This window comes from Chitinophaga flava (assembly GCF_003308995.1).
Lineage (GTDB): Bacteria > Bacteroidota > Bacteroidia > Chitinophagales > Chitinophagaceae > Chitinophaga > Chitinophaga flava.
In genome coordinates, this window is sequence record NZ_QFFJ01000003.1 from 1 (window position 1) to 15,097 (window position 15,097).

5 protein-coding genes are annotated in these 15,097 nt (G+C 48.3%); 2 read left to right on the forward strand and 3 right to left on the reverse strand.

Annotation, left to right across the window (positions count from 1 at the left end):
- The first annotated feature begins 84 nt into the window (after positions 1-84).
- Together DF182_RS30960 and DF182_RS30965 are read left to right on the forward strand one after the other, a co-directional pair.
- Positions 85-8,625 (forward strand): T9SS type B sorting domain-containing protein, encoded by an 8,541-nt coding sequence (locus DF182_RS30960; protein ID WP_211327321.1) that lies wholly within the window; start codon positions 85-87, stop codon positions 8,623-8,625.
- Between the two features lie 137 nt (positions 8,626-8,762).
- A complete protein-coding gene (locus DF182_RS30965; RefSeq protein ID WP_113619791.1) occupies positions 8,763-11,006 on the forward strand; it encodes a glycoside hydrolase family 20 protein in 2,244 nt (747 codons plus the stop codon).
- Between the two features lie 47 nt (positions 11,007-11,053).
- On the opposite strand, the gene DF182_RS30970 is transcribed toward DF182_RS30965, so the two are convergent.
- From DF182_RS30970 to serA, 3 genes are all read right to left on the reverse strand, one after another.
- Positions 11,054-12,649, reverse strand: a complete 1,596-nt coding sequence (locus DF182_RS30970; protein ID WP_113619792.1) for a S41 family peptidase — start codon at positions 12,647-12,649, stop codon at positions 11,054-11,056.
- Positions 12,650-12,671: 22 nt separating this feature from the next.
- Complete coding sequence (locus DF182_RS30975) at positions 12,672-13,457, reverse strand: hypothetical protein (protein WP_113619793.1); 786 nt, start codon at positions 13,455-13,457, stop codon at positions 12,672-12,674.
- Positions 13,458-13,672: 215 nt separating this feature from the next.
- Positions 13,673-14,908 (reverse strand): phosphoglycerate dehydrogenase, encoded by a 1,236-nt coding sequence (gene serA / locus DF182_RS30980; protein WP_113619794.1) that lies wholly within the window; start codon positions 14,906-14,908, stop codon positions 13,673-13,675.
- Between the last annotated feature and the right edge of the window lie 189 nt (positions 14,909-15,097).

The window sequence follows — 15,097 nt, forward strand, 5'->3', positions numbered from 1 at the left end:
ATCCCGGTTAGCTTCCCTGCTACCACTCCTGCCGGTACATACAACTTTGTACTGACTATCCAGGATGGTAACAACGCAGGTTGTGTGGCTACCTATCCGTTCTCTGTGAAGATTGATGGTAAACCAACTGTGAAAATCACTGCTAACCCGGCGGAAATCTGCGAAGGCACTTCCACCACCCTCAGCATTGATAACAGCAATACTGGTTACATCATTAAATGGACACTGGACGGTGCAGCCCTGCCTGCTGCTGATGGCAAAGTATCCTTCACTCACACGCCGACTAAAGTTGGTAACAACGTATATGAAGTAACCGTGACTAACGGTTCTTGTACCGTAACCGACAACACAACGGTAGTGGTAAGGTCTATGCCTACAGCAACTGTACCTCAACCAGTAATCAAACAGTGTGATAACGGTAAGTTCGATCTGGTTGCCAACCAGCCGCTGAGCGATCAGACTGGTAAATGGAGCTTCAGTGGTACTGACTTCGGTGCTACTATCACCAATCCGAACAACTACTCCACTTCCGTTACCAATGTACCTGCGGGTAAATCCGTTACACTGGTATGGACTGTGACCAACAACTTCAAAGCTTCCTGCGTAGCTACTACACAGGTTGTACTGACCAACACAGAAGCGCTCACAGTAAGCAATGCTGGTGCTGACATTACCCAGTGCGGTAACAACAAGTTCCAGCTCCACGCCAATAAACCTAAAGCTACCGAACAAGGTAAGTGGACCGGTACTGGCGTATCCTTCGATGACGATACCAACCCGGATGCTATCGCTACGCTTACCAGCACAGCTACTCCTCAAACGGTAACTGTTACCTGGACTATCAGCAACGGCGTGTGCATCGATAGCAAATCGTCTATCAAACTGATACTGAATGACGCTCCTACTGTAACAGTAACTGCTGTGAACCCGGTATGTAACAGCAACGGTTCTTTCAACCTCGTGCTGTCTAACCCTACCGGTAACATCACTAAATACTCTATCAAAGCGGCTACCACTAGCGCTCTGCCTGCCTTCACTGACATCATCGATGCAGCATGGACCGGCGCTGGCACTATCCCGGTTAGCTTCCCTGCTACCACTCCTGCCGGTACATACAACTTTGTACTGACTATCCAGGATGGTAACAACGCAGGTTGCGTGGCTACTTATCCGTTCTCTGTGAAAATTGATGGTAAACCAACTGTGAAAATCACTGCTAATCCGGCGGAAATCTGCGAAGGCACTTCCACCACCCTCAGCATTGATAACAGCAATACTGGTTACATCATTAAATGGACACTGGACGGTGCAGCCATCCCAGCTGCTGATGGCAAAGTATCCTTCACCCACACGCCTGTTAAAGTTGGTGACAATGTTTACGAAGTGACCGTGACTAACGGTTCTTGTACCGTAACCGACAACACAACTGTGGTAGTAAGATCTATGCCTACAGCAACTGTACCTCAACCGGTAATCAAACAGTGTGATAACAGCTCCTTCAACATCACTGCCAACCAGCCGCTGAGCGATCAGAATGGTAAATGGAGCTTCAGTGGTGCTGACCAAGGTGCTACTATCACTAATCCAAACAACTACTCCACTTCCGTTACCAATGTACCTGCGGGTAAATCCGTTACACTGGTATGGACTGTGACCAACAACTTCAAAGCTTCCTGCGTAGCTACTACACAGGTTGTACTGACCAACACAGAAGCGCTCACAGTAAGCAATGCTGGTGCTGACATTACCCAGTGCGGTAACAACAAGTTCCAGCTCCACGCCAATAAACCTAAAGCTACCGAACAAGGTAAGTGGACCGGTACTGGCGTATCCTTCGATGACGATACCAACCCGGATGCTATCGCTACGCTTACCAGCACAGCTACTCCTCAAACGGTAACTGTTACCTGGACTATCAGCAACGGCGTGTGCACCGACAGCAAATCGTCTATCAAACTGATACTGAATGACGCTCCTACTGTAACAGTAGCTGCCGTGAACCCGGTATGTAACAGCAACGGTTCTTTCAACCTCGTGCTGTCTAACCCTACCGGCAACATCACTAAATACTCTATCAAAGCGGCTACCACTAGTGCTCTGCCTTCCTTCACTGACATCATCGATGCAGCATGGACCGGCGCTGGCACTATCCCGGTTAGCTTCCCTGCTACTACTCCTGCCGGTACATACAACTTTGTACTGACTATCCAGGATGGTAACAACGCTGGTTGTGTGGCTACTTATCCGTTCTCTGTGAAAATTGATGGTAAACCAACTGTGAAAATCACTGCTAACCCGGCGGAAATCTGCGAAGGCACTTCCACCACCCTCAGCATTGATAACAGCAATACTGGTTACACCATTAAATGGACACTGGACGGTGCAGCCCTGCCAGCTGCTGATGGAAAAGTATCCTTCACTCACACTCCGACTAAAGTTGGTAACAACGTATATGAAGTAACCGTGACTAACGGTTCTTGTACGGTAACCGACAACACAACGGTAGTGGTAAGGTCTATGCCTACAGCAACTGTACCTCAACCGGTAATCAAACAGTGTGATAACAGCTCCTTCAACATCACTGCCAACCAGCCGCTGAGCGATCAGACTGGTAAATGGAGCTTCAGTGGTACTGACTTCGGTGCAACTATCACTAATCCGAACAACTACTCCACTTCCGTTACCAATGTGCCTGCCGGTAAATCCGTTACACTGGTATGGACTGTGACCAACAACTTCAAAGCTTCCTGCGTAGCTACTGCACAAGTTGTACTGACCAACACAGAAGCGCTCACTGTAAGCAATGCTGGTACTGACATTACCCAGTGCGGTAACAACAAGTTCCAGCTCCACGCCAATAAACCTAAAGCTACCGAACAAGGTAAGTGGACCGGTACTGGCGTATCCTTCGATGACGATACCAACCCGGATGCTATCGCTACGCTTACCAGCACAGCTACTCCTCAAACGGTAACTGTTACCTGGACTATCAGCAACGGCGTGTGCACCGACAGCAAATCGTCTATCAAACTGATACTGAATGACGCTCCTACTGTAACAGTAGCTGCTGTGAACCCGGTATGTAACAGCAACGGTTCTTTCAACCTCGTGCTGTCTAACCCTACCGGCAACATCACTAAATACTCTATCAAAGCGGCTACCACTAGCGCTCTGCCTGCCTTCACTGACATCATCGATGCAGCATGGACCGGCGCTGGCACTATCCCGGTTAGCTTCCCTGCTACCACTCCTGCCGGTACATACAACTTTGTACTGACTATCCAGGATGGTAACAACGCTGGTTGCGTAGCTACTTATCCGTTCTCTGTGAAAGTACAGATACCTTCTACACCTCCTACTGGTGTCACTGTAAATGCAGCTGAAATCTGTGATAAAGGAGATGTAGTACTGACCATCAACGGTGGCAGTCTCGGTACAGATGAGAATGGCAATACCAATGCAACCTGGAAATGGTATATCAATGGCTGCCCTGGCACCGCAGGCAGCACACCGGTAACGCCGGATGCTGTAAGTGCGGATGGCAGAATAGCTACTTTCAAAAATGTATCTACTACCACTACCTGGTATGTACATGCAGAAAGTACTGGTGCTTGTGGTAACACTACCTGCGCATCAGCTACTGTAAAAGTCTACGAACTGCCGGCTAAAGCCAGCGCAGGAGAAGACAAAACCTACTGTAACGTTACTACAGACCTCAAGCTGACTGGTAATGATCCAGCTGCAGCTGGTGCTACCGGTCTGTGGACCAGCAACAATCCGAAAGCAATCATCCGTAAACCAAATCAACCGGTTACTGATGTGTACCTGCCAGTAGGTGAAACCGCTACCTTCACCTGGACTATTACCAACGGTAATTGCGCCATGACCAGTGATGATGTGGTGCTGACCAACTACGAAACTCCTGATGTGGCTCAGGCTGGCAAAGACCAGGAACATTGTAATGATGAAAACTTCACACTGAATGGTAATGTACCAAAACAGTTTGGTGCTACCGGCAAGTGGACAGCTTCTACAATGACCGGTGTAACTATTGCTGACGCCACCAAGGCTAACACTAACGTAACAGTTGCTGCCGGCACTACTGTTACCTTCACCTGGACCATTACCAATGGTACCTGTGCGGCCACCTCAGATGATGTGGTGATCACCAACTACGCTGTAGCTGCTGATGCTAACGCAGGTCCGGACCAGAAAGAATGTAACAAAACCGACAACTTTATCATGAAAGCCAACGCTCCAAGCGTGGCAACTGCTACCGGTATGTGGAAAGACATCAGCCGTGTACCAGGAAGAGCAACCATCCTTAGACCTACCGATCCGTTGACAGCGGTAACTGTACCAATTGGCGATACGGTAGTACTGGAATGGACTATCACCAACGGTGCATGTCAGACAACTTCCAGCCGGGTTACTTTAATTAACTACAAAACAGCCGCCAACGCTTCAGCCGGTGCTAACCAGGAAAAATGTAACAGTCTCGCCGACTTTGTGATGGAAGCCAATGATCCAGGCTCCTCCAGCGCTACCGGCACCTGGACAGATGTCAGCCGCGTACCAGGCAGAGCTACTATTTATGAGCCTCATAATCCGGCTACCAAAGTGAAAGTACCGGTTGGCGACACCGTAGTACTCCAGTGGACCATTACCAATGGAGAATGCGCCAGCACCTCCAGCCAGGTAACTCTGATCAACTATGCTAAAGCACTCGATGCCAATGCAGGACCTGATCAGGAAGCTTGTAACCAGCTGACCGACTTCACCCTCGCAGCTGATGCTCCAAGTGTACCAAGTGCAACCGGCTTCTGGTCTATCATTAAAGGTAGCGCGGTAATCAGATCTATTAACAGTCCTACTTCCAAAGTAAAACTGAATCCTGGTGACACCGTTACTTTACGCTGGACCATCACTAACGGCGTATGTAGCTCAACATGGGATGACGTAACACTGATCAACTACATGGCGCCAGTAACTGCCAATGCAGGACCTAACCAGGAACACTGCAACGACGCCACCTTCAACATGGACGCCAGCGATCCTGGTGTACCGGGTGCAAAAGGTGTATGGGTAGTGACCAGCAGCAATGCAGCCCTGATCAAAATCAGCAACGTCACCGACAGAAAAACTACGGTTATCGTACCTGCCGGTGAAACAGCCCAGCTGACCTGGGTAGTAAGCAACGGTAAATGCCCTGCTACCAGCAGCAGCGTAACGCTGATCAACCGTATGCCTATCATGGGTAATACAATCCTGGCCGACCAGACCGTATGTACTACTGAAACACCAACGGCTATACGTAGCAATACACTGACCGGCGGTAATGGTACTTACACTTACGTATGGCAACAAAGCACTACTGGTGCAACAGGACCATTCACCACTATCACAGGTGCCAACAGCGACACTTATCAACCCGGTCTGCTCAGCGCAGATATCTGGTACAGAAGGATCGTTACTTCAGGCGCTTGTATCAATAACATCAGCAACGTGGTGAAAGTTACAGTGGTAAATCAGCCTCCTGTAGCGGTATCTGTTCCGCCGGCTATTACTACCGAATGTGTACAGGGTAAAGATTACACTACCCTCTTCGGTAAACCGGTATTCAGTCATGCACCATATGATAATGTGTCTCTGAACGTAACTTATAACGACGTGACCGTAGTAGTCTCTCCTTGTATTACTACCATCACCCGTACCTGGACAGCTATCGACAGATGTGGATTGAGCGCGAAAGCATCTCAAACGATCACCGTACAGGATACCAAAGCACCGGTATTCATTACCAATGCTCCGGCCAACATCACTGTTGACTGTGACAAGGTTCCTGCTAAAGTAGACCTGATCGCCAAAGATGATTGCGCTGGCAACATCACCATCCAACCGGTAGAAGTTCGTAAAGACATCCCTGGTGCCTGCGGCAATAACTACCAGCTGATCCGTACCTGGACAGCCAAAGATGCCTGCAACACCGGCTTAACACTCACACAGGTGATCACTGTAAAAGACATGACCGCTCCTGTGTTCACCATGCGACCACCTGCAGACGTGACTGTTGATTGCGACAAAGTACCGGCCACTATCAACCTGACCGCTACCGACAACTGTACTCCTGGTGTAATCACCGTTACTTCCAGAGACTCAGTTGTACGCAAATCCACCAGCTGCGCCAGCAACTACACTATCTACCGTAAATGGACCGCGCTGGATGAATGCGGCAACGGCAACACCGTACAGCAGATCATCCTCGTACAGGACACCACCAGACCGGTATTCTCTATGCCTGCGCCTAAAGACACCGTAGTAGATTGTGATAAGGTACCAGCATGGCCTACCATCACTGCCAAAGACAACTGTACCGGTAACATCCAGGTGTTTACCAGCACCAAAACCCAGAGAACTCCTGGCGCTTGTGCAGGCAACTACATGGAAATCCGTACCTGGACAGCTACTGACGATTGCGGTAACAAAGCCACCATGCAGCAGACCATCACTGTACAGGATACTTCTAAACCAGTATTCACAGTACTGCCTCCTGCTGACACCACTGTTAACTGCGACAACATCCCGGCACCTGCTACCAATGTAACAGCAACGGATAATTGCAGCACTATGGGTAATGGCCTCACTGTAACACGCCAGACCATCACCGAATCAATACCGGGCGCATGCGGCAGCAACTACCGCATCATCAGAACCTGGATCGCGAAAGACGCCTGTGGCAACACCGCTACCATGAAACAGGTGGTAACTGTAAAAGACACCACCAGACCGGTGATCATGCCTGCTCCTGCAGATGTGACCATCTTCTGCCAGGACAAAATCCCGGCTGCTCCGGTACTCACCGCTACAGACAACTGTGATCCTTCCTTCCCGAAAAAAGCAACTTATAGTGAAGATCCTTATGTAAAAGACATCTGTAAAGGATACACCATCATCAGAAGATGGACCATCACCGACGCCTGCGGCAATAAAGCCAACGACGTAATACAACGTGTGATCATCATGCCTTGTCCGAAGCCACAGCTGGACGCTACCCTGCCAACCAACTGCTCTGACAATCCAAGAGTAGCATTGCAACCGGTAGGCAACGTGTCTATGCCAACCTTCACCCTCGTAGCAGTAACACCTGCCAACGCGGTACCTGGCCTGCCACTCACACAAAGCAGCAACCAGTTCAACCTGAACGGCGCTACTTCCGCGTCCTTTATCATGACAGATGGCAAAACCGGCTGTTCTTCCGATACAATGACATACCAGCTGAAATACATTCAGAAACCGGTTGTCAACCTCGGTAACGACACCACCATCTGCGGCGGCAACAACCTGGTACTGGATGCAGGCGCTTCCAACTTCGCCTACACCATCAAATGGTCTACCGGCGCCACCACACAACGGATCAAGGTTACACAGGCCGGTACCTACTGGGTAAGCGTAAGCAACGGTCAGTGCATAACTACCGATACCATTAAAGTGGGCCTGATCCCGACACCACTGGTAACTATCCCTGATACTACCATCTGCCGCGGACAGTCCGTGAAACTGGATGCTTACGTACAAGGCGCTACTTATCTCTGGAGCACTGGTGCCACTACCTCTTCTATCCTCGTAAGCACACAGGAACAATTCTGGGTGAAAGTGATGAAGAGCGCATGTATCACCATCGACACCGTGAAAGTGAGCGTTAATCCGCCACCAGATATCACACTGAGCCGTGACACAGCTATCTGCCCTGACCAGTCTATCATGCTCACCGTTACTTCCAACGGCGGACGCATCAAATGGCAGACAGGCGAAACCAGCAACTCCATCATCGTCAACAAACCCGGCGGTTATTGGGTAGCGGTAAGCAGAGACAACTGCGTGGTAAGAGATACCGTGAACGTAAGAATGAAACCAGGTATCAATGTAGACCTCGGACCTGACAGGAACATCTGCCCTGACGGCACCATCACCTTCGACGGTACCAACCCGGATGCAGTATCCTACCTCTGGAACGATGGCGACACCAATCCTGTGAAACAGGTATCCAAAGCCGGTAAATACAAACTGGCGGTAATGGACAAATTCTGCCAGCGCGTATACCTCGACAGTGTAAGGGTGAACATCACCGGCCTGCCGAAAATTAACCTGGGCAATGATACCGTGATGTGTATAGGTGAAACCCTGACACTCCGTGCGGAAGGTGGCGGCATCACCAGCGTACGCTGGGATAATGGCAGCACCTCACCCACCCTGCAGGTGACCAACGGTGGTACGTATACAGTGACTGTGTTCAATGATTGCGGCAGCGCAACAGACGACATCAGAGTTAACTTTACACAGTGCGAACCTAAACCACAATTCCCGAACGCCTTCTCACCAAATGGCGACGGACGGAATGACTTCTTCAGACCAATTGTACGCGGACCAATGTTTGAATACGAACTGCGGATCTTCAACCGTTGGGGTGAATTAATCTTCGTCTCCTCCGACAGCCACAAAGGATGGGATGGTAAATTCAAAGGAACACCTGTAGACATCGGCACCTACGTATGGTGGCTCACCTACAAGAAAGTAGCCGGCGGTCCTGCCAATGTTATCAAAGGCGAAGTGACCGTGGTAAGATAAAAATGTGTTGACCGAATACTCCTGTTATGCAGAAAGCATAAGGCCTCCGGGCTTTATGCTTTCTGCTTTTATATCCCCTTTCATTCTCTTTTTTGTGATTCTTTCCCTATCATTGTCGCTTAATCTTTTTGAGTTGTATGTTTAAGCATTGTGTCAGCGCATTAGTATTGACTGCTTGTAGTATTCTTCCGGGGAAAGCACAGTATACCGGTAATCTCGACCTGATCCCGCGACCAGCACATATTACCGCTGGTAGTGGATTTTTCAGGATGAATGCCAAAGGATTGATTTTTCCGGGGAAGGATTTCCGCCAGGCCGCCCAGCTCCTGCAAAAAATGGGTACCCTGCCTTCTGATGTAAAAGCAAGCCCTCACCAGTCTGCTATCATTTTCAAACGGGCAAACGCCGCTGCCATTCCACATCCGGATGGATACCAGATCAGCATCAGTCCGGCTAATGTAACTATACAAGCCCGTTCAGAAGCAGGCGCTATCAACGCCGCCCTATCCCTGCTCCAGTTAAGTCTGCTACAGCCCGACCCGTCTTTATTACCCTGTGCCAATATCAGCGACCAGCCTCGCTTTGGATACAGAGGAGTTCACCTCGACGTGTCCCGGAATTATTTTCCCACTGCTTATGTCAAAAGATTTATCGATCTGATGGCATTGTACAGGATGAATACCTTCCACTGGCATCTTACCGATGGCGCCGGCTGGAGACTGGAAATCAAACGTTACCCGGAGCTAATACGACAGGCCGCCTGGCGCACCCATGGCAACTGGAAAGAATGGTGGAAGAACGGCGATCGTCGCTATTCTCACGAAGGAGACCCCAATGCATACGGAGGTTACTATACACAACAGGAAGCCCGTGATATCGTGGCCTATGCTGCTGCCCGCGGTATTACCGTAATCCCGGAGATTGAAATGCCCGGACATTCTGAAGAAGTGCTGGCCATCTACCCGGAATTCTCCTGCTCCGGCATCCCTTATAAAAACTCGGAATTTTGCCTGGGCAACGATTCCACTTTTTCTTTCCTGCAAAATGTGCTGGATGAAGTGATCAGCATTTTCCCTTCAAAATATATTCATATCGGCGGCGATGAAGCTTCCACAAAAGCATGGAAACAATGTCCAAAATGCCAGCAACGCATCCAAGACGAACATCTGAAAGATGAAAAGGAATTGCAGAGTTATGCTATCCGTCGAATGGAGAAATTCCTGCTCTCCCGCCACCGCAAACTGCTGGGCTGGGATGAAATACTGGAAGGCGGCCTTGCACCGGAAGCAACAGTGATGTCATGGCGTGGTGAAAGTGGTGGTATCGCTGCTGCCAGAGAAGGACATGATGTGGTAATGACACCTGGCTCCCATTGTTATTTCGACAGCTATCAGGCGGACCCTGCTACACAGCCGGAAGCCATCAGCGGATATCTTCCGTTGGAAAAGGTATACAGCTATGAACCGGTTCCCCGTGAACTTAATGCTGCAGCCGCTCAACATGTACTCGGCGCTCAGGCCAATATATGGACGGAGTATATCCCCCATACCAACCACCTTGAGTATATGGTGTATCCCAGGCTGATAGCGCTTTCGGAAGTAGTATGGTCTGACACGCTGTATAAAAACTGGGACAATTTTCAACAACGCCTGCAATCACATTATCACTTACTCCAACGGCTAAACGTAAATTATTATCGTCCCTCCTATGTGGTGAATATCCATCCGGAGATAGATATCACACAACATCAGGCGGCCATCACCTTCAGCTCAGAACAGTACAAACCAACCATCCGTTATACACTGGATGGGAAAATGCCGGATAAAAATTCTTCCTTGTATACCGGTAGATTTACAGTGTCCGGCTCTGCGATCATAACAGCGGCCATCTTCCAGGATACAATAATGAAAGGCAAACCTACCGTACTGGCTGTGGATGATCATCTGGCGCTGGGTAAAAAGGTAATCTACAACCGGCCTTATAACGAGAAATATGCAGCACAAAAAGAAGCGACACTGGTAAACGGCTATCGCGGATCATTAACCTATGGAGATGGCCAGTGGCAAGGTTTTCTGGGAGATATGGATGTGACGGTAGACCTGGAGAAAGTAATATCACTGCACAATTTATCCATCAATTTTATGCAACTTACCGGCCCTGGTGTTTATATACCGGCCTGGGTAGAAGTACAACTTTCTGATGATGGTAAAAATTTCCGTACGGTGCAGCAGGTTAACAATGATGTCCCGGTGAGTCTGTCTACGCTGGCTTTCAAGGATTTTAAGTTTGATCTGAAAGATCAACAGGCCCGTTATATCAGGGTACACGCCCGCAATGAACAACGGGGATTTATGTTTGCGGATGAGATAATTGTATATTGATAAATTATTTGCAGGAAGATGCTTGTAGCATCTTCCTGCAAATAACCTTAACGGTTTAAGCGTAAAGCACGGCTACGTTCATAGTCCACCATGCCGTTAAAACCATTCACAGGTTTCAGCGCCGGTATTCCTACCCGGAGGTTGTCCAGTTCGGGAGTAGCTGTACGGGCTCCAGGAGCAGTAAAGCTGCCGTTGTTTATATAATTGACAATGGCTTTCAGATTGGCGTCGTCAGCTGTATTACCCCATGCAACATTGACGTAGTCTACGGCCGGAGCATCCACATCGATACCAGTATAATACCCTCCCACTCCGCTTGCGTTTTTAGTTTCGAAATTAATGGCGTACAAATCCGCCAGGTATTTCTGGTTATGGTTCTGATCAAAAACAGAAATGTTGAAATCAATGAATCCTACAGGTTTGCCATATGTTTTTTCACCCACCAGTTTTACAGTCATATATGGCTTCAGGTTGTTGAGGGTTAGCTCACTGGCCGAAGCAGTGCTGCCGCTGGTGATAAAGAACACATTATCCAGTGTGAGGCGGCTGGTAGCAGCTGCATAGTTGGTGGTAGTCGTCAGTTTCACATCAGAAATATGTGCCATGATCTTATCATTATAGATCGTGTTGTACATCAGGTTTCCGGCTGCGTTGGCTGGCGCAATAGCGTTGTCAAGATATTCCGCGGTAGAAACGGCACCACCTCCATTATAGCGCAGGTCTACGATCAGGCTGGTAACTCCCTGTGCCTGAAATTTGGAAAAGAGCTGGTCCAATACTGTTCTTGTGAAGGTAGCCTGTCCATTGGAATTGATCACACTGGAGAACGTATACATGGAGAAATAACCCACCTTCTTACTTACCTTGGTCGTTGGATTTGTTACCGTGAGCACGGAATCAAAAACAACCGGGTTGACATTATAGCTTCCTGTATTCAGTGTTTGGGTAAAGGTAGTATTGTCAGGCCGTCTGAATCCCAGTGTAACAGAGGAGCTGTTAAAAATCGCATCGTACGTTGATCTCAGGAAAGCATCGCTGGTGTTGATATTACTGTTCCCATTAACAGAGATAATTTCCCAGCCACGGGTAACACCGAGCTGACCAGCGGGACTGTTTTTATCTGCGTACAACACATAGATATGAGCATTGTTAGATCTGTCCAGCGCTACACCGTAATCAAAACCGAAGTCGCCTTTATTGGTGGCAGCGAATGTCTGTGCGGAAATACCGTTAAACAGCTTGTTGGTGAGTACGCCATTACGGTCCAGGAAACTGTAATGATCATATGGCTTGGTAGTTCCCGGGTTGATCGCATATGTTTTCATCGCCGCCAGCAAACTATCGGCATCGGCATACTTACTGTCCAGCGGATTGATCGACGGCACCTGTGAATACCAATAATATGTAGGCAAACCACGGGAAGGTGTTCTTCCTCCATCTGCATAAGTAACCTGCATAATCTGATACATCAGGTATTTCAGGGAGTCTTCATATTGAGACTGACTTCCGGTAGGGTTGTTAACAGGATTTGTTGTCGGGTCCGGAGACGTTTTATTGTCTTTGCGGCAGGCAATCAACATGATCACGCAGGCAATACCGGCGAAGGCTGCCCTGGCTCCTGAGGTAAACAGATTTTTATGCATAGCAATAGTTATGACAAATGAATTATGGGTGTGTTGCTAATGTTTGTCTGGTCCAGAATTCGTTGGAAAAGAACAACATCATGTTAAAATCGGGGTCCATCGCCATGCCGGGGCCGCCGCCCTGTTCTTTTGCTTTGGCCATTTTTTCTCGCATGGCTTTTTCGTGCTCCTTGCGTTCGGCATTACTGAGCGAATTAACTTTAAAACGATATGCGATCGGCTTATCGTATCCGGCAGGTATTCCTGCTGCGGTAAGGGGTACAGCCATTTCACATACCAGGTTGCCAGCTCCATCAAAAGTGGAGGCGGTACGGATACCGTAGGTGTTGTTTACCGGAATGTTGCCATCTGCAATACCGGTGAAGCCTTCCACTTTAACTTCCTTCACATTGGCCAGGATCTGCTTTTTCCATTCGTCCGCTACCTTTTGCCGCGATTCCTGAGGTACATCCGGTGTTGGAGCCGCTTCAGTGGTCAGGGGGAAAGTAAGGGTAGCTCCTCCTTTTTTCTTCCCTGTCGGATTGATGGATATACTCATTCCTGAGCGCATAATCCGCTGCTGGCTTAGTTTGTCGGGTACGCTGACAACGACGAACAACGTGTCCTTGTTATTAGCGATCGTATAAAAAAGCTTGGTATCGTTATTATAGAATTGTAGGGGCTTGGGCCATTCGGTGGCCTGGCCGTCTATTTTGATATGATCAGGGACCCACTTGTTGGGTTCACTGTCCTGCGCGTTTAGATTAACCTGGCATAGCAGGGCTGCTATCAATCCGGCCCCTGCTATACGTACTTTGATACTGTTCATGCGATTATTTGATTTCTGTTACGCCTGCAAGGTTAATAAACAAATCTGAAACAATTTACTGAAAAAGCGTATAAGCGGGAAAAAGAATCGACGAAAAGGCGTTAAATAAAGTTGGAAGGAAGACAAATGGTGATGTGGGTATGCAGCAGGAAGATATAAGGGAGAAGGGATTTTTGAAAAATCCCTTCTCCCTTATCAATACTATTATAAAACAATTAATACAGTAGTCTGGCCTTGATGGTATGTTTAACGTCTTTCAGCAAAGTAAGTGCTTCCTGAGACAGTTGTGTGTCTACGTCCAGCACCACATAACCAATCTGGTCGTTGGTTTTAAGATACTGGCCCAGGATATTGATTTTATTTTCGGACAGTGCAGTATTGATAGCAGACAGCACACCGGGCACGTTCTGATGCACGTGCAGGATACGGTGGGTATTTTCAATAGGCGGCACGCTGAGAGCCGGCACAGTATGAGAACCAAAGCTGGCACCTTTTTCCAGATAGTTAAGCAGTTTGCTGCTCACATCCAGGCCGATGTTGTGTTGGGCTTCCTCGGTACTGCCACCAATATGCGGTGTCAGGATTACGTTGGACAACTTCTGCAGCGGCGTGGAGAAAGCTGCACCATTTTTTTCCGGCTCTACCGGGAACACGTCTACTGCTGCACCAGACAGTTGTCCGCTTTCAAGCGCTTCTTTTAATGCTTCCAGGTCAACTACTTCCCCTCTCGCATAGTTCAGGAAGATAGCTCCCTTTTTAACATAAGACAGCGTTTCCTGATTGATCATATTTTCAGTAGACCTATTGGAAGGTACGTGCAGGGAAATGATGTCTGCCTGTTCGAACAGCTCTTTCAGAGAACGTTGTTGTACAGCGTTACCCAAAGGCAATTTGGTTTCAGCATCATAGTACATCACGTTCATGCCCATCCCTTCTGCCAGTACACTTACCTGGCTGCCGATGTTACCATAACCTACGATACCAAGTGTTTTACCCCTCAGTTCGTAGCTTCCTTTTGCTTCTTTCATCCATATGCCGTTGTGAGCGGCAGCGTTTTTGTCAACAATACGACGGATCAGAACGATAGATAAACCGATTACCAGCTCTGCTACGGAGCGGGTATTGGAGTAAGGGGCATTAAAAACAGCCACCCCATTTTCGGTGGCAGCTTTGAGATCTACCTGGTTAGTGCCTATACAAAAACAACCTATTGCCTGGAGTTTCCTGGCTGCTTCCAGCACTTTACGGGTAACCTGTGTTTTGGAACGGATTCCCAATAAATGAACATCCTTAATTTCATTGATCAGTTCATCTTCCCCGAGCGCGCCAGCCATTTTGCGCACACTATAGCCTGCGGAGGTAAATTCTGCCACAGCAGCGTCGCTAATATTCTCCAACAATAAAATGCTGATCTTTTCTTTCGGATAACTTGTAGACTTTACCTGTTCCATGATATTATAAAGAATTATATGTAAAAGTTGTTCATGCAATTGGCTTAATAATTGCGGTTACGCGGGTCAAACAAGGCACAAACCTACTCGATGTTGAGGAATTATCAAATACTATCATCATCAAATTAGATTTTTATCAAAAAAAACGCGCTTCCATCCTGTTTTTTTTGATGTTTATTAAGCAACGGG

Bases quoted from the DNA above. Each gene is read 5' to 3' on its own strand.
- DF182_RS30965 (WP_113619791.1), top strand. From the start codon at position 8,763: ATGTTTAAGCATTGTGTCAGCGCATTAGTATTGACTGCTTGTAGTATT.
- DF182_RS30970 (WP_113619792.1), bottom strand. From the start codon at position 12,649: ATGCATAAAAATCTGTTTACCTCAGGAGCCAGGGCAGCCTTCGCCGGT.
- DF182_RS30975 (WP_113619793.1), bottom strand. From the start codon at position 13,457: ATGAACAGTATCAAAGTACGTATAGCAGGGGCCGGATTGATAGCAGCC.
- serA (WP_113619794.1), bottom strand. From the start codon at position 14,908: ATGGAACAGGTAAAGTCTACAAGTTATCCGAAAGAAAAGATCAGCATT.